The sequence below is a fragment of the Pseudomonas monsensis genome (assembly GCF_014268495.2).
Taxonomy (GTDB): domain Bacteria; phylum Pseudomonadota; class Gammaproteobacteria; order Pseudomonadales; family Pseudomonadaceae; genus Aquipseudomonas; species Aquipseudomonas monsensis.
Map to the genome: position 1 here is coordinate 426,498 of NZ_CP077087.1, position 16,097 is coordinate 442,594.

Genomic DNA, 16,097 nt, shown 5'->3' on the forward strand with positions numbered 1-16,097 from the left:
AACACTGTGCGGGACCTAGGGGCGATCCAGGGATGAAAAGAAGTCAGAAGTTGTTCGGCGCCAGCCTGCTGTCGCTGGCGATCAGCGGATGTGCAGTGACCAGTGAACCGATTGAACGCAACGTCAGTGAACAGCGGGCCAGGAGCGACCTGCAGAGCATGTACAAGGATCAGGAACCGCTGCGCGGCCCGCTGACCCTGCACCAGGCCATGGCTCGCGCGGTGAAGTACAACCTCGAAGGCCGCTTGAAGATCATGGAGGAGGCGCTGGCCAAGCGGCAGCTCGACCTCGCCAGTTTCGACATGCTGCCGCGCATGGCGCTGGACGCCGGTTACGTCGGGCGCAACAACGTCAACGCCTCCAGCAGCCAGAGCGTACGTACCGGCACTCAGTCGCTGGAACCGTCGACCTCGCAGGATCGCGACCGTGAAGTCGCCGACCTGACCATGGTCTGGAACGTTCTGGACTTCGGCGTCAGTTACATCAGCGCCAAACAGCAGGGCGACCAACGCCTGATCGTCCAGGAGCGTCGCCGCAAGGTGATCAACACCATCGTTCAGGATGTGCGCTCGGCCTATTGGCGAGCGATGGCCGCCGAACGTCTGCTCAAGCAGATCGACAGCCTGATGGCCCGTGTCGACACCGCCCGGCGCAACAGCCAGAGCATGAGCGACCAGCGCATTGGCGACCCGGTGCAATCGCTCAGCTACCAACGTTCGCTGATCGAAGCCACCCGGCAACTGGAAGAGCAGCGCCGTGCCCTGTCTTTGGCGAAAACCGAACTGGCGACCCTGATCAACCTGCCGCTGGGCACCAACCTGACCTTGGCCACCGATGACGGTTATCAGATTCCCGAACTCAAGGTCGATCTGGCGAAACTGGAACAGGAGGCGCTGACCAGCCGTCCGGAACTGCGTGAGCAGGATTACCAGACCCGCATCAGCGCCGCTGAAACCCGCAAGGCCATGCTGCGTCTGTTGCCGGGCCTGGAGTTTTCCGCCGGCGGGCATTACGACAGCAACTCGTTCCTGGTCGAACAGGGCTGGGCCGACTATGGCGTGAAAGTCACCTGGAACCTGTTCAACGTGATCTCCGCTCCGGCGGCCATTGATGTCGCCAAGGCTGGCGAGGAAGTGGCCACCGCGCGGCGTCAGGCCATGTCGATTGCGGTGCTGGCGCAGCTCTACGTGGCCAACGCCAACTATCAAGAGGCCTTGCGCCAGTTCAAGACCAGCCAGCAACTGTCGGACATCGACGGGCAAATCGTCGGCCAGTTGCGCAATCGTCATCAGGCGGCGGGCATTGGTGAACTGGAACTGATTCAGGGCGAGCTGAACAACCTGCAAGCAGACCTGCGCCGCGACCTGTCCTACGCCGATCTGCGCAATGCGTACGGACAGATCTTCGCCAGTGCCGGCCTCGATCCACTGCCGGATCAGGTGCAATCGACCGAAGTGCAGTCGATCGCCACCGCACTGGCCAATCGAGAATCGGCCTGGGCGGCCGGTGATATTTCGGTGCCGGTGGCGCATGCTGCGGCGCCGGCCCGGTAAGCGCCGGGTGGGCTCGTGAGCCGGCCGGCATGTTCGCGCCTGCCGGTGACGGTGGATTTGCCGTTGTTGTTGCAAGCGCTGGCGGCGATTGATGAGCAGGCCTGGCGCGGGCATTTCAACAGCGACTATTTCACCGGCGACTGGAGCGGCGTGGCGCTGATTTCGTCAGCCGATGCGCTGACCGAATTGTCTCCCGGGCAGGCTGCGCCGGTGCCTCGTGCGCCCTGGTTGCGGGATGAGCGCTGGCAACGCGGGCTGCATGCGCTGTCGCTGGAAATTGTCAGTGCGCGCCTGTTACGGCTGGGCCCTGGCGGGCGCATTCACGAACACCGCGACTACGATCTCGACGGCCCGCAAGCGGATCTGCGGCTGCACATTCCGCTGCTCAGCCCACCCGCTGTGGACTTCTGGCTGGAAGACCGACGTGTACCGATGACGGTGGGGGAATGCTGGTTTCTCGATCTTGCCCGAGCCCATCGCGTGGACAACCGCGACGCCTCGGCGAGGATTCATCTGGTGCTCGATTGCCGCCCGACGGCCTGGGTCCTGGCAAAGATTGCCGAAGGCTTGCGCGATACCTCGGCAGCACAGACAGCGGATTCGCCGCTGCAACCATTGCAGCGTGTGCTCGGCGGTGATGCGCAGCTGGCGGCGACATTGCAGGCCATCGGCGACCCGGAAACGTTCATCGAGCGCACCCTGCAACTGGCTGCTGCCCAGGGGCTGGCCTTGACCCGTGAAGAACTACGCGCGGCAATGCGCAATGGTCGCCGGCAGTGGAACGAACAATGGCACGGCTGAGCTTCGACGGCTGGTTGCCGATCCGCGTCTGGCCGGTCGCCGGGCAATGGCAGGTGGACTGGTGCTGGTTCGCGGATACGCCGTTGCATCAGCCGTTTTTCCGCGAGGCGGTGGAGGATGCGTTGCGGCTACCGTTCAATCAGGCCTTTCGCCGGCAGACGCCGTTGGCGGCGCTCAGCGATTGGCAGGCGCAAAGCCCGGGCCTGGCACCGAGCGCGTTCATTCTGCATGCCTCTCGCTGTGGTTCGACGCTGATCAGCCAGATGCTCGCGCGGCTCGACGATCACATTGTGGTGTCCGAACCGCCACCGCTGGATGCGCTGTTGCGCAGTGACCTGCCGGCCGGCGAACGGCGCGCGGCCATCTGCGGATTGCTTTCGGCCTATGGACAGCGGCGTCGTGGCATCGAGCAACGGCTGGTGATCAAGCTCGATGCCTGGAGTATCGGCGAATGGCCGCTGTTGCAGGCCTGTTTTCCCGACACGCCGTGGCTGTTTCTGTATCGCGATCCTGTGGAAATTGCCGTTTCGCACCTGCGTCGCCCCGGGATGCACATGGTGCCGGGCATGCTGGGGGATTGCGTGCTCGAAGACGGTTTGCCGTTCGTGGGACGCGAGGACTTCATCGCCCGGCGCCTGGGACGATTGCTCGAGGCCGGTGTGGTGCACTGCCGTGACTCGGCGGGCGCGCTGGTCAACTACAGCGAACTGCCTGATGCGATGGCGGGGCGTTTGGCGCGGTTTTTCAAGCTGACGGCCGAACAGCGCCAACAGGTATGGCTGGCCGCCGCGCAGCACGCGAAGCAGCCCGCGCAGGCCTTTGTGGCCGATGGCGAGGCCAAACGGCGTGAAGCGTCGCCGCTGTTGCGGGCGCGGTTGCAGGCTTGCGCGTGTGCACCCTATGCGGCTTTGGAGAAAATGCGCGGCGTATAAAGGATCGCAGCCTGTGGGGGAATGCCTGCTCTGCAGGCGCTGCCGAAAGCTGCGATCTGTTGCTGTTCATGATTTGCCCGACAGATCCGCCATGCCCTTGAGCAACTCGATCGGCAACGGGAAGACAATCGTCGAGCTCTTGTCGCCGGCAATCGAACTCAAGGTCTGCATGTAGCGCAATTGCATGGCGCCAGGCTGGCGCCCGAGCATTTCGGCGGCCTGCATGAGTTTTTCCGACGCCTGTAACTCACCTTCGGCGTGGATCACCTTGGCCCGCCGTTCCCGTTCGGCTTCGGCCTGTTTGGCGATGGCGCGGACCATCGACTCGTTGAGATCGACATGCTTGATCTCGACGTTGGCGACCTTGATGCCCCACGCGTCGGTCTGCGCGTCGAGCACTTGCTGGATGTCGATGTTCAACTGTTCGCGCTCGGCCAGCAGTTCATCGAGTTCGTGTTTACCGAGCACTGCGCGCAGGGTGGTCTGGGCCAGTTGGCTGGTGGCGGAGAGAAAGTCCTCGACCTGAATGATCGCCTTCTGCGGGTCGAGCACGCGGAAATACAACACCGCGTTGACCTTCACCGAGACGTTATCGCGGGTGATCACGTCCTGCGGCGGCACATCGAGAACAACGGTGCGCAGATCAACCCGGACCATTTGCTGCACCACCGGAATCAGCAGGATCAGCCCCGGCCCCTTGACCTGCCAGAAGCGCCCGAGCTGGAACACCACGCCGCGTTCGTATTCACGCAGGATGCGGAACGTCGATCCGGCGAGGACGATCACCAACAGCAGCAGCGCGACAAAACCGATTTGCAGACCCATGATCACTCTCCGTGACGCACCGCGTCAGTCGCGGCAACTTTCAGCAATAAGCCTCTACGCCCGACCACGCGCACCGATTGCCCGGTGTGCAGGGGTGTCGCGCTGCGCACTTGCCAGTGTTCGCCCTGCAGTTGCACCCAGCCGTTGTGGGCGTTTTCCGCTTGCACGGCGGTCACCGCCGTCACGCTGCCGACCAGCCCGGCATCGCCGCTGACCGCATGACGTGGCCGGGTTTTCAGGGCGCGGACGATCAATGCGCTCAGTAACAGGGCACTGAGCAGGCCGAGACCGATGATCATCGGCACTGGCAATTCGGCGTTGCCCAGAATCAGCGCGCCGATCACGAACATGATGATCCCGCCCAGGCCGATCACTCCGTAGTTGGGCAGCGCGGCTTCGGCGATCAGAAAGACAATGCCGAGGGTGATCAGCCACAGGCCGACCGGGCTCATGGCCGGCAACGGCGTATCGGCGGCGAGGGCTGAGCCGCTCAGCAGCAGTAATACGGCAAACGTACAACATCGGCTGTTCACGTGACCCTCCGCGAACGTCATGGGCTGGTTCTTTCAGTCTAGTTGAGGCTGGGGCGGGACGAATGTTGATCAGCGTGCGCAGCTGTCCAGTGAGCGGATTTCCCGCTGCCAGCGGCCCGCCGGACTAGACTCAAAACACGGCAATAACCGTTCAGCGCAACACCGAGGTGCATCATGCGTATGGCAAGAAAGGTGCAAAGCAGCCTGACCCGGGCGCATTGCGAATACGACATCGTCGCCCACCGGCATTCGTCCAGCAGCCTGGAGACCGCGCGGGTTAGCGGGGTGCCTGCCGAGCGAGTGGCGAAGTCGGTCATCCTCGATGACCATCACGGGCACTATTTGATGGCCGTGCTGCCGGCCAGCCGGCATCTGGACTTGAGCAAGGTGCGCACCAGCGGTGAATGGCAACTGACCCGCGAAAGTAATCTGGCGCACATCTTCGACGACTGCGAGCGCGGTGCGGTGCCACCGCTGGGTGATTCCTATGGCCTGGACATGGTCATCGACCCGCTGCTGACCCGGCAGAAAGACATCTACCTGGAGGCCGGCAACCACAACTATCTGCTGCACATGAGCATGCCCGAGTTTTTAAAGATGGTGCCGCATGCCGAGGTACGAGAGTTGAGCCATTAGTGTTGGCGGCGCTCGGGCTGGCGCTATCGCGGGCAAGCCAGGCTCCCACAGGTATCGGGTTGTTCACCAATAGTGTGTTCACCCGAAAACACGGTGGGAGCGGGCTTGTCCGCGATTGCTCTTCCACACACCTGTTTTCTCAAGGAGTCCTCCATGGAACAGCCAATCCACAGCCTGCCGTGCCTGTTCGACCAACTGGGACTGCGCAGCGACCCCACCAGCATCGAGCAATTCATCGCCACCCATTCACCACTCAAGCCGGAATTGCACCTGGCGGACGCGTTCTTCTGGAGCAAGAGCCAGGCCGATTTTTTGCGTGGCGAGATTCTCGATGATGCCGATTGGGCGGAAGTGGTAGATCAGCTGGATGTGATGTTGCGCAAGGGACGCGATACGTAGGAGATGTGCAGAAACGCTTCAAGGAACATTTGTTTCAAAACTTGACTGAAATTCCCTGCCAATGCGATATTGATAGTTAGCAAACTAACAGTGTGCATTGTCCCGTGCCGAATTCCCTCGACGCTCTCCAGATGAACATCAGCAGTGCCATGGTGGTGGCCGCCAGGCACTGGCGGAAAATCTGCCAGACCACGCTGGTCAACTACGGCATCTCCGAAGCCTGCGCCGTGCCGCTCTTGATGATCGGCCGGCTGGGTGAGGGCGTGCGTCAGGTGCAAGTGGCGCAGGCGGCCGGGATGGAGAGTCCGTCGCTGGTGCGTCTGCTCGATCAGTTGTGCCATTCCGGTTACGTCTGCCGCACCGAAGATGTCCAGGATCGTCGGGCCAAATGTCTGAGCCTGACCGATACCGGCCGCGAGCTGGTGCAAGCGGTGGAAGCCGAATTGGTGCGCCTGCGTCACGAGGTACTCGAAGGCATCGACCAGAGTGATCTGGAGGCTGCGCTTCGGGTACTGCGCGCTTTTGAGGTGGCCCATCCGCCTGTGGTGATCAAGTCTTGAACGGTTTTTTCTCTGGCATTCCGCCGGCCCGTGACTGGTTTTACGGGGTCCGTACCTTTGCAGCGTCGATGATCGCGCTGTACATCGCCTTGCTCATGCAAATGCCACGTCCGTATTGGGCGATGGCCACGGTGTATATCGTTTCCAGTCCGTTTCTCGGGCCAACCAGCTCCAAGGCACTGTATCGCGCCATCGGCACCTTTCTCGGGGCCGCAGCGGCAGTGCTGTTCGTGCCGATGTTCGTGCAGAGCCCGTATGTGCTGGTGGTGGTCATTGCCTTGTGGACGGGGATTTTGCTGTTCCTGTCGCTGCACCTGCGTACCGCCAATAACTACGCGCTGATGCTCGCCGGTTACACCTTGCCGCTGATTGCCTTGCCGACGGTGGATAACCCGCTGGCGGTGTGGGACGTGGCAGAAGCGCGCACCGAAGAGATTTTCCTCGGCATCGCCGTGGCTGCGGTGATCGGCGCGATGTTCTGGCCGCGCCGCCTGGCGCCGGTGTTCAACGACGCCGTCGGCAAGTGGTTCGCCGATGCCACGACGTACAGCCTGAAATTTCTCGGCCGCGACGTGCAGCCTGAGCAGATCACGGCCTTGCGCATGGCCATGGTCGCCAATTTCAACAGCCTCGAATTGATGATCGGCCAGTTGCCCCACGAAGGCGCGAGGCCGCAAACCGTGCGCAACACCAAGGAGCTGCGCGGGCGGATGATCCACCTGTTGCCGGTGATCGACGCCCTCGAAGACTCGCTCTACGCCCTCGAACGACGCACGCCGGAACTGGTGGAAAAGTTTGCCCCGCTGCTGACTGCGACCCAGCAATGGCTCGGCCATAACGACGCCGACCTGGCGCGTTGGCAGGCGCTCAAGGATCAGCTTCAGGCCTTGCAGCCAAGCTGCGAGGCGCTGGAAGACCGCCAGCAATTGCTGTTTTCCAACGCGATTTATCGCCTCGGTGAATTCATCGATCTGTGGCAGGACTGCCGCAGCCTGCAGGACGCGATTCTCTGCGAACGGCAGGACAGCTGGCGCGCGGTTTACCGGCACTGGCGCCTCGGGCGTCTGACGCCGTTTCTCGATCGCGGGATGATGCTGTATTCGGTGGCCTCGACCATTCTGGCGATCATCGTCGCCTCGGTACTGTGGATCCTGCTCGGCTGGCCGGATGGCGGCAGTGCGGTGATTCTGGCGGCGGTGGCGTGCAGTTTCTTTGCCTCGATGGACGACCCGGCGCCGCAGATCTACCGGTTCTTTTTCTGGACCGGGATGTCGGTATTGTTCGCCAGCCTCTATCTGTTTCTGATTCTGCCGAACCTGCACGACTTTCCGATGCTGGTGCTGGCGTTTGCGGTTCCGTTCATCTGTGTCGGCACCCTGACGGTACAGCCGCGGTTCTACCTCGGCATGCTTCTGACGCTGGTCAACACCTCGTCCTTCATCAGCATTCAGGGCGCGTACGACGCGGACTTCTTCGCCTTTGTGAACGCCAACCTGGCCGGCCCCATCGGTTTGCTCTTCGCGTTTATCTGGACCCTGATCGCCCGCCCGTTCGGCGTCGAACTGGCCGCCAAACGCCTGACCCGCTTCAGCTGGAAGGACATCGTGCACATGACCGAGCCGGCCAACCTCGCTGAACACCGGCACTTGGGCGTGCAACTGCTCGACCGCTTGATGCAGCACTTGCCACGCCTGGCCATGACCGGTCAGGACACCGGCATTGCCATGCGGGAAGTGCGTGTGGGCCTGAACCTGCTCGATCTGCTGGCCTACACCCCACGCGTGAGCGGCGCGCCGCAGGTCCTGCTGCAACAAGTGGTGGCTGAGGTTGGCGAGTATTTCCGCGCCTGTCTGAAGGCCGGCGAGCGCTTGCCGGCGCCGAGTCCTTTATTGATGACGATGGACCGCGCGCGCCGTGCGCTCAAAGGGCACGGCGACGAGGAAACCCGGTTAAACCTGTTGCATGCCTTGAGCGGTTTGCGCCTGGCGCTGTTGCCCGGTGTGGAATTTGTCAGCACTGGCGATGCCGAAGAACCGCTGCCCGATGGAGCGCCCCTATGATCGGTGATCTGGATATCAGCGGCATTTTCCTGCCGACCCTGCTGGTGCTGATGGGCATCACCTATGTGTTGTTTCTGCTGGTGCACGGCGTGCTCACACGCCTGCACTTTTACCGTCTGGTCTGGCACCGGGCATTGTTCAACGTGGCTCTCTACGCCGTGCTGTTGTATGGCGTGGACTCACTCAGTCGATACCTGATGACATGAAAAAACCGTTTCTGACTATCGGTCGCGTGGTCCTGACCCTGCTGATCGTGACTTTCGCCGTCGTCCTCGTCTGGCGCATGGTGATGTATTACATGTTTGCGCCGTGGACCCGCGACGGCCATATCCGTGCCGACATCATCCAGATCGCCCCGGACGTGTCCGGGCTGATCCAGCAGGTCGAGGTCAAGGACAACCAGTTGATCAAACGCGGCCAGGTGCTGTTCAGCATCGACCAGGACCGCTTCAAACTGGCCCTGCGTCAAGCTAAAGCAACGGTTGCCGATCGCGAAGAAACCCTCGCCCAGGCCCAGCGTGAGGCCAAGCGTAACCGTGGCCTGGGCAATCTGGTGCCGGCCGAACAGCTGGAAGAAAGCCTGTCGAAGGTCGCCCGTGCGCAATCGGCGCTGGCTGAAGCGCTGGTGGCGGTGGACAGCGCCCAGCTCAACCTCGACCGTTCGGTGATCCGCAGTCCGGTGGACGGCTACGTCAACGACCGTGCACCGCGTCCGCAAGAGTTCGTCACGGCCGGGCGGCCGGTGCTGTCGGTGGTCGACAGCAACTCGTTCCACATCGACGGCTATTTTGAAGAAACCAAACTCGACGGCATCCATGTCGGCCAGTCTGTCGACATCCGTGTGATCGGCGACAAAGCGAAGCTGCGCGGGCATGTCGAAAGCATCGTCGCCGGTATCGAAGACCGTGACCGCACCAGCGGCAGCAACCTGCTGCCCAACGTCAACCCGGCGTTCAGCTGGGTGCGCCTGGCGCAACGGATTCCGGTGCGTATCGCCTTTGATGATGTGCCGGAGGACTTCCGCATGATCGCCGGCCGCACCGCGACCGTGTCGATCATCGACGAGCAAAAGCAGGAGCCTGCGCAATGAACAGGGCCCTGATGATCGCCGGGTTGGGCGTGATGCTCTCGGCCTGTCAGATGGTCGGGCCGGATTATCACCTGCCCGCTGACGCGGCGGTGCAGCGCAAGGACTTTCAGGGCGAGTTGGCCGTGGAGGGCAAACCGGTGGTTTCAGCACCGGTGCCGGCGGACTGGTGGCGTTTGTATCGAGACCCGCGTCTGGACCAGTTGGTGCAGCAGGCCATGGCTTCCAATACCGATTTGCGCGTGGCTGCGGCCAACCTGTCGCGGGCCCGTGCGCAGGTCGATGAAGCCAAAGCGGCCGGTGGCTGGAGCGGCGGCGTGAAGATGGGCGCGCAGCGCTTGCAGGAATCCGGTCAGGCGTTCCTGTTGCCAGAAAAAGTGCCGGTGGCCAACGTCGCTGACATCGGCATCAGTGCTTCTTACCAGTTCGACCTGTGGGGCACGCTGCAACGCGGCATCGAAGCGGCGCAAGCCAACGCTGATGCCACGCAAGCGGCGGCCGACACCGCGCGCATCACCCTGGTGGCGGACGTGGTTCGCGCCTACACGCAAGTCTGCGCCGCCAATGAAGAGCGGGAAATCGCCCAGCATTCCCTCGACCTGCAATCGCAGAGCACCACGCTGATTCAGCGCCTGCGCGATGCCGGGCGTGGCGATGAAACCCAGGTCACCCGTTCGCAAACCCAATTCAAATCCTTGCGCGCCGACATGCCGCGCTATGAAGCGGCGCGTCAGGCCGGTTTGTTCCGCTTGTCGATGCTGCTGGCCAAACCGGTCGAGCAATTGCCGGCCGGCACCGCCACCTGCGCCGAATTGCCAAAAATCGCCCAACGGGTGCCGGTCGGCGACGGTGCGGCGCTGCTCAAGCGCCGTCCCGATGTACGTCAGGCCGAACGTCGTCTCGCCGCCGCGACCGCCGGGATCGGCATCGCCACGGGCGAGTTGTACCCGGACATCAGCATCGGCGCGACCATCGGCACCGTCGGCATTGTTTCCGACCTTGGCGATCCGTCGACCAACCGTTGGGGCTTCGGCCCGTCGTTGAGCTGGAAAGTGCCGACCAACGGCGCCCGCGCGCGCATTCGTGAAGCCGAAGCCTCGACCCAAGGCGCGCTGGCGCATTTCGACGGCGTGGTGCTCAACGCCATCCGCGAGACCCAGACCGGTCTGGCCCAGTACAGCGCGTTGCTGCAACGCCGCGATGCGCTGGCCGATGCCGAGCAGTCGGCGAAACTGGCCGCCGACCAGACCCACCGCTTCTTCCAGGCCGGGCGCGAGTCGTTCCTCGCCGACCTGCAAGCGACCCGTACTTACACCGACGTCACCGCGCAACTGGCCGCGGCCAACACCCAGGTCGCGATGAGTCAGATCGATTTGTTCCTCGCCCTGGGCGGCGGTTGGGAAAGCGGACGAACGCAAGCGACAACCGCCAGCAAACCCTGAGGCCGTTGCTATGCTTTGAAGTGTTGGAAGGGCGCCCCGAGCAAGGCGCCCCTTCAGCGCACATTGCTAGCGCTGGTCTAGGGGAAACCAATAATGAAAAACCCTTACGCTCTCGGCTTCTGGTGCGCCATCGCAGCGCTGGTGCTGCTCTCGGCCACCTATTTCTACGGCATCATGCTGGCCCACCAGATCGACAAGGCGATGGTGTTCCTCGACAGCGCGACCGCGCTGATCGCGGTCATGGCGATCGTCGTGGTGGCGTGGGCGTCGGTCCAGGTGCAGCGGGTCAAGAAACGACAGCTTGAACAGGGCAGGACCCTGGTGCTGATCTGGGACACCAAAGTCGCCCTGCGTCGGGTCGAAACCGTGTTCGACCGGTATTTCTGGGGCAGCTATTGGCAGCCGGGTCGCACCTTCGCCGAAGTCATGGGCGAACTCACTGGCACGCCGCTGGAAAAAAGCCTCGAAGCGCTGAAGAAGCAGTGCCTGGAACTCGACAAGCAGATTGATGGCGAGGGCTGGCATTGGTTGAACAACGCCCGGGAATTGTCCGATGTCGCCACGGCCATGGCCCGTGAGCGCTATCAACTGGACTTCTGCGACCCCCGCGCCGACGGGCCGGGCGGGGCGGTGATTGACCGGGATTTTGAAGTGCTGGTGTACACCTGGACCGCACGGCTGAAGAGCTTTGATCATCAACTCGATGAAATCGAGGTTCAGTATTCCTGATTCTCTGCTGAATCATCTGGCCCCTTCGCGAGCAAGCTCGCTCCCACAGGTACAGCGTTGTCCTTGTGGGAGCGAGCTTGCTCGCGAAGGCGGACTGAAAAACACCGAAACTCTTCCCGCCTGTCGACTGTCCACAATTCCCATAGACACTCTTTAACCTTTAAACATTGGGCCTCCTCCCGTGCCCGGTGCTAATCTCCACCGCTGAATTCAGCGCAGTCGAGCCGCGACCCGATCACGGGTTCAGGGAAGACAACCACACTCACAGCCACGGAAATCGATCAGGTCATTCATGAATAAATCAGCAGGCGTGCTACTCGGGATTGTTGTTGCGATCGGTGCCATCAGCGCCGGCGGGGCCTGGTATACCGGGACCAAGATCGAAGGCGTGCTGAACAACGCCGTCACCAACGCCAACAAAGAGCTGCAGACCGCGATGGCCGGCTCCAATGGCACCGCGTCGCTGGAGCTGGTGTCGCTGGAGCGTCACACCTTCACCAGCACCGCGCACTACCGCCTCAAGGGCGAAGGCGAGATGTTCGGTGACAAACCGGTCGAGCTGTTGTTTGTCGACCACATCGAGCACGGCCCGCTGCCGTTCTCGCGCCTGGTGTCGCTGAAATGGCTGCCGGTCATGGCCACCAGCAACTATGAGCTGGAAAAGAACGCCGCCACTGAAAAATGGTTCGCCGCCGCCAAGGGCGCTGCCCCGCTCAAAGGCGTGACCAACATCGGCTACGACGAATCCACCACCAGCACCGTCGACCTGCTGCCGCTGGAAACCGCGCTGGATGAACAGTCCAGCCTGAAGTTCTCCGGCCTGACCCTGAACATCTCCGCCAGTGCCCAGGCACAGAAGGTCAAGGCGGACGGCTATATGGACAACCTGAAACTGGTCACCGTCGCCGAAGATCAGGCGCCCGTGCAGATCGAACTCAACGGTCTGACCCTGGCCAGCAACCTCGCCAAGAGCAGCTATGGCTACTACACCGGCGAAAACACCCTGGAGCTGACCAACAGCAAGACCACCTTCGGCACCCAACAGTCGGTGCTCGGCGTGAAGAACTTCGAAATGAAGAACCTCACCGAAGAAAGCGGCAGCAATGCCTCGGGCCGCGCCGATTACAAGATTGGCGAAATCAGCCTCAACGACAAGAAAATCGGTTCGGCCGCTATGGCCATGAGCCTGAAAAACCTCGATATCCCATCGACCATGTCGCTGATGCAGATCTACCAGACCAAACTGCAGCCGTATGAAAAAGCCGCCGCCGAAGCTGCCGAAGCCGGCTTGCCGGCTCCCGAGCTGAATCTGACCGAAGCGGAAAATGCTCAAGTCAAAGCCGACCTGCAGAAACTGCTGGCCGCCGGGCCGCAAGTGGCGCTGGAAAACCTGTCGCTGAAAACCGCCAACGGTGAGAGCCGCGCCAATCTGGTGGTCGACCTGACCAAGCCGCAGTCGATGGACCTGCCGCCGGATCAGCTGGGCAAGCAACTGATTGCCCTGCTGGACCTGAATATCCAGGTGTCCAAGCCGATGCTGATCGACCTGCTCAGCGTGCAGGCGCAACTGGATGGCCAGACCGACGCCAAAGCGATTGTCGATCAGTCCAAAGAGGCGGCCGACATGTTTGCCGGCATGGCCGTCGGTTCGCAGTTGGCGACCCTGGATGGCACCAACGTCGTGACCAAGCTGCATTACGCCGCCAATCAAGTGGAGTTCAACGGCCAGAAAATGACCGTTGAGCAGTTCGTCGGTTTCCTGATGAGCAAATTCGCCGGCGTCACGCAAGTGCAGTAATACTGCGCGCTAAATGAAAACGCCCGGCCTCTGCATTGCGCAGACGCCGGGCGTTTTGCTGTCTGGCGTTCGGGGTTTCGGTGCCACGATGGAATCGCCGGCACGATTCTGAACAATTATTGCGTTGCGGATCCTGGTCTACGCTTGCGTGCAAGACTGCCTGACTAAGCTTGGCCGTGGGTGGTTGATCGCGGCCACCGTTACGAATGGGCAAGGAGGGCATTGCGACCCGGCTAGCCATGTAAGGATGCTGACGAATGCCGCGTATTGATGTTCCCGTATTACATCGTGGTTTACGCCCATTGTTTCGTGTCGCGCTGTGCAGCCAATTGCTCTGGCCGGCACTGGCGTTTGCCGACACACCCTACGATCAAATGGTGCGCGACGCCCGTGCCGGGCAGTACACGCCTGCACTGACGGTATTGCGTCAGGTGCCTCCCGGCCAGTCGACGACCGGGCAGGTCAGCGATCACCTGCAAATCGCCAGCTGGGCCGGTCTCGATGCCGAAGTGGTGCAGGTTTATGAGACCCAGGGCCGCGACCGCGTCCTGCCGGTTCAGGCGCTGACCGCCACGGCGCGCGCCTACCGCAACCTCAAGCGCTGGGATCAAGCCACTCAGGTCTATAACAAGGCCCTGGCGCTGGAGCCGGATAACGCTGATCTGCAACTCGGTCTGGCCCTGACTCAGGCCGACGCCGGCAAACCCGACGAAGCGGTGACCCGCGCCAAAGCGCTGGTGGCGGCCAGACCCGATGACCCTGCGCGTCGTCTGGCACTGGGGTACGCCCTGACCCGTGACAACAAACCCTACGACGCTTTGTTCGAATACGATCAGGCCTTCATCCGCGCCGGCAGCAAGCCGCAAGTTGCCCGAGAATACGTGGTCGCCCTGCAAAAGGCGCGTCTGCCGGAGCCGGCGTTGCGCCTGGCCAATCAACGCCCCGGGCTGATCGATCCGGTCATCCTGCGTCGCCTCGAAGGCGATCTGGCCGCCGAACGCGTGCGCCTCGCCGAGCTCGCCACCCGCAGTGAGAAAGAGCACTACGTCATCGCCGACCGAGCGTTGGCCGACTACGACAAACTCCTCGCTACCTGGACGCCCGACGCGACTGCACACGATGACGTGATCCGCTGGCGCATCGACCGCATGGGCGCGCTCAAGGCCCGGGCGCGCACCGCCGACGTCATTGCTGAATATCAAAAGCTGCACGCCGAAGGCGTGAACATTCCGACCTACGCCCTGCGCTGGGTGGCGGCGTCGTATCTGGACCAGCGTGAGCCGGAAATCGCCACCGACCTCTATCGCCAAGTGCTGTCGGCACCCGACGCGGATGTCGGTGATCGCCTCGAAGATTCCACCGCGCTGTATTACTCGTTGCTTGAAAGCGACCGCGCCGAAGAGGCCCGCCAGGTCGCCGAAGACTTGGCCAAGACCCAGCGTCCGCGCATCGAACTCAAGGGCTTGCCGATCGGCAACCCCAACCATGAATGGATGGACGCCCAGCAGTTGGCCGCACAGGCCGGCACCTATGGTTCCGACTTGCCCCACAGCGAAGAACGCTTGCAGACGCTGGTCGATCAGGCCCCCGGCAATGTCGGCCTGCGTCTGGCCCAGGCCGACCTGTATCTGGCGCGGCAATGGCCGCGCCGTGCGGAAGTCCAGCTCAAGGAAACCGAGAGCATGGTGCCGCGCAACATGGGCCTGGAAGTCGCGCAGGCGCGCACGGCGATGACGCTGCAGGAATGGCGGCAGATGGATGCGCTGACCGATGACGTGGTCGCGCGATTCCCTGATAACCGTCAGGTCCAGCGGGCGGCGCGTGAGCGCGAAGTGCATGACATGTCCGAACTGCGCGTCGAAGCCTACGGCGGCAAGGCCAACGGTGGCGGCAGTGGCGACGCAGGAGCCGTCAGTGGCAGCCGCGATTTTGGCATTCAGAGCACCCTGTATAGCCCGCCGATCGACGAAGACTGGCGGGTGTTCGCCGGCGCCGGCTACGCCACTGGCGATTTTGCCGAAGGCACCGGCAACCACCGTTTCCAGCGTGTGGGCCTGGAGCGGCGTACCCGCGACATGACCCTCGAAGCGGAAGTCTCCAACCATTCCTACGGTTTTGGTGACAAACAGGGCGCACGACTGGCGATCGCCCGCGACATCAATGACCACTGGCAATACGGCGGCAGCCTCGAATACCTGTCGGCCGAGACACCGCTGCGCGCGCTCAACAGCGATATCAAGGCCAACGGTGGCAGCGGTTTCATTCGCTGGCGCGCCAACGAAAGCCGCGAATGGCGCCTGTCGGTGAGTCCTTCGCACTTCAGCGACGGCAACAACCGCGTCGAGGCCTTGCTCACCGGGCGCGAGGGCGTCTACAGCGCACCGAACGTGCAGGTCGACGCCGGTCTGGAAGTCGGCACCAGCCACAACTCCAATTCCGAGGATGTGCCGTACTTCAACCCGAAATCCGACTTCAGCGTGATGCCGCTGGTCAACGTCAATCACGTGCTCTACCACCGCTACGAAACCTCCTGGAGCCAGCAGTTCCAGGCCGGTGCGGGCACGTACAGCCAGCGTGATCACGGCACCGGCGGCATGGCGCTGCTCGGTTACGGCCAGCGTTATGCCTGGAACGACGTGTTCGAGGTGGGCGGCTTGTTCAGTGTGATCAACCGGCCCTACGACGGTGATCGGGAAACTGATCTGCGTCTGCTCGTCGACCTCACTTTCCGCTTCTAGAAGA

15 protein-coding genes are annotated in these 16,097 nt (G+C 62.4%); 13 read left to right on the forward strand and 2 right to left on the reverse strand.

All coding sequences use genetic code 11. From position 1 onward, the window contains the following. The first annotated feature begins 32 nt into the window (after window positions 1-32). From HV782_RS01830 to HV782_RS01840, 3 genes are read left to right on the forward strand one after another with little or no spacing between them, the layout of a single operon-like run. Entirely contained in the window at window positions 33-1,553 is a 1,521-nt protein-coding gene (locus HV782_RS01830) for a TolC family protein (RefSeq protein WP_186748091.1), read from the forward strand. A 15-nt stretch (window positions 1,554-1,568) separates the two neighbouring features. After that, on the forward strand, window positions 1,569-2,354 hold the full coding sequence (locus HV782_RS01835) for an aspartyl/asparaginyl beta-hydroxylase domain-containing protein (RefSeq protein WP_186748092.1): 786 nt from the start codon (window positions 1,569-1,571) through the stop codon (window positions 2,352-2,354). Then, window positions 2,342-3,286 carry a sulfotransferase family protein gene (locus tag HV782_RS01840; protein WP_128615441.1) on the forward strand — a complete coding sequence of 315 codons (945 nt, stop codon included), beginning with the start codon at window positions 2,342-2,344 and terminating at the stop codon, window positions 3,284-3,286. Before HV782_RS01835 ends, HV782_RS01840 begins: the two co-directional genes overlap by 13 nt. Window positions 3,287-3,352: 66 nt before the next feature. On the opposite strand, the gene HV782_RS01845 is transcribed toward HV782_RS01840, so the two are convergent. Then, window positions 3,353-4,111, reverse strand: a complete 759-nt coding sequence (locus tag HV782_RS01845; protein ID WP_150603973.1) for a slipin family protein — start codon at window positions 4,109-4,111, stop codon at window positions 3,353-3,355. Window positions 4,112-4,113: 2 nt separating this feature from the next. Further along, entirely contained in the window at window positions 4,114-4,665 is a 552-nt protein-coding gene (locus HV782_RS01850) for an NfeD family protein (protein WP_186748093.1), read from the reverse strand. Window positions 4,666-4,818: 153 nt separating this feature from the next. On the opposite strand from HV782_RS01850, the gene HV782_RS01855 reads away from it, so the two are divergent. The 10 genes from HV782_RS01855 (at window position 4,819) to pgaA (ending at window position 16,093) form a co-directional block, all read left to right on the forward strand. Then, the gene (locus tag HV782_RS01855; protein WP_123470393.1) at window positions 4,819-5,280 is read left to right on the forward strand and encodes an aminoacyl-tRNA deacylase; all 462 of its coding nucleotides are present in this window, start codon (window positions 4,819-4,821) and stop codon (window positions 5,278-5,280) included. Window positions 5,281-5,433: 153 nt separating this feature from the next. Then, on the forward strand, window positions 5,434-5,679 hold the full coding sequence (locus HV782_RS01860) for a DUF2789 domain-containing protein (protein ID WP_123470395.1): 246 nt from the start codon (window positions 5,434-5,436) through the stop codon (window positions 5,677-5,679). A gap of 131 nt (window positions 5,680-5,810) precedes the next feature. After that, a complete protein-coding gene (locus HV782_RS01865; RefSeq protein ID WP_177490613.1) occupies window positions 5,811-6,239 on the forward strand; it encodes a MarR family winged helix-turn-helix transcriptional regulator in 429 nt (142 codons plus the stop codon). Beyond that, window positions 6,236-8,299: an FUSC family protein gene (locus HV782_RS01870; RefSeq protein ID WP_123470397.1), complete on the forward strand. Its 2,064-nt coding sequence runs from the start codon at window positions 6,236-6,238 to the stop codon at window positions 8,297-8,299. Before HV782_RS01865 ends, HV782_RS01870 begins: the two co-directional genes overlap by 4 nt. Further along, window positions 8,296-8,505, forward strand: a complete 210-nt coding sequence (locus tag HV782_RS01875; protein WP_027611129.1) for a DUF1656 domain-containing protein — start codon at window positions 8,296-8,298, stop codon at window positions 8,503-8,505. The genes HV782_RS01870 and HV782_RS01875 overlap by 4 nt, the downstream gene beginning before the upstream one ends. Further along, the gene (locus tag HV782_RS01880) at window positions 8,502-9,389 is read left to right on the forward strand and encodes an efflux RND transporter periplasmic adaptor subunit (RefSeq protein ID WP_123470399.1); all 888 of its coding nucleotides are present in this window, start codon (window positions 8,502-8,504) and stop codon (window positions 9,387-9,389) included. The genes HV782_RS01875 and HV782_RS01880 overlap by 4 nt, the downstream gene beginning before the upstream one ends. Then, a complete protein-coding gene (locus HV782_RS01885) occupies window positions 9,386-10,828 on the forward strand; it encodes an efflux transporter outer membrane subunit (RefSeq protein ID WP_123470401.1) in 1,443 nt (480 codons plus the stop codon). The genes HV782_RS01880 and HV782_RS01885 overlap by 4 nt, the downstream gene beginning before the upstream one ends. Before the next feature lie 93 nt (window positions 10,829-10,921). After that, complete coding sequence (locus HV782_RS01890; RefSeq protein WP_123470404.1) at window positions 10,922-11,557, forward strand: NADH:ubiquinone oxidoreductase subunit N; 636 nt, start codon at window positions 10,922-10,924, stop codon at window positions 11,555-11,557. A gap of 292 nt (window positions 11,558-11,849) precedes the next feature. Continuing rightward, window positions 11,850-13,355, forward strand: a complete 1,506-nt coding sequence (locus HV782_RS01895; protein ID WP_186748094.1) for a YdgA family protein — start codon at window positions 11,850-11,852, stop codon at window positions 13,353-13,355. Between the two features lie 257 nt (window positions 13,356-13,612). Further along, window positions 13,613-16,093, forward strand: a complete 2,481-nt coding sequence (gene pgaA, locus HV782_RS01900; RefSeq protein WP_186748095.1) for a poly-beta-1,6 N-acetyl-D-glucosamine export porin PgaA — start codon at window positions 13,613-13,615, stop codon at window positions 16,091-16,093. Window positions 16,094-16,097 lie beyond the last annotated feature (4 nt).

Coding starts and splice junctions, on each gene's coding strand:
- HV782_RS01830 (WP_186748091.1), top strand. CDS start 33: ATGAAAAGAAGTCAGAAGTTGTTCGGCGCCAGCCTGCTGTCGCTGGCG.
- HV782_RS01840 (WP_128615441.1), top strand. CDS start 2,342: ATGGCACGGCTGAGCTTCGACGGCTGGTTGCCGATCCGCGTCTGGCCG.
- HV782_RS01845 (WP_150603973.1), bottom strand. CDS start 4,111: ATGGGTCTGCAAATCGGTTTTGTCGCGCTGCTGCTGTTGGTGATCGTC.
- HV782_RS01850 (WP_186748093.1), bottom strand. CDS start 4,665: ATGACGTTCGCGGAGGGTCACGTGAACAGCCGATGTTGTACGTTTGCC.
- HV782_RS01855 (WP_123470393.1), top strand. CDS start 4,819: ATGCGTATGGCAAGAAAGGTGCAAAGCAGCCTGACCCGGGCGCATTGC.
- HV782_RS01860 (WP_123470395.1), top strand. CDS start 5,434: ATGGAACAGCCAATCCACAGCCTGCCGTGCCTGTTCGACCAACTGGGA.
- HV782_RS01865 (WP_177490613.1), top strand. CDS start 5,811: ATGAACATCAGCAGTGCCATGGTGGTGGCCGCCAGGCACTGGCGGAAA.
- HV782_RS01875 (WP_027611129.1), top strand. CDS start 8,296: ATGATCGGTGATCTGGATATCAGCGGCATTTTCCTGCCGACCCTGCTG.
- HV782_RS01880 (WP_123470399.1), top strand. CDS start 8,502: ATGAAAAAACCGTTTCTGACTATCGGTCGCGTGGTCCTGACCCTGCTG.
- HV782_RS01885 (WP_123470401.1), top strand. CDS start 9,386: ATGAACAGGGCCCTGATGATCGCCGGGTTGGGCGTGATGCTCTCGGCC.
- HV782_RS01890 (WP_123470404.1), top strand. CDS start 10,922: ATGAAAAACCCTTACGCTCTCGGCTTCTGGTGCGCCATCGCAGCGCTG.
- HV782_RS01895 (WP_186748094.1), top strand. CDS start 11,850: ATGAATAAATCAGCAGGCGTGCTACTCGGGATTGTTGTTGCGATCGGT.
- pgaA (WP_186748095.1), top strand. CDS start 13,613: ATGCCGCGTATTGATGTTCCCGTATTACATCGTGGTTTACGCCCATTG.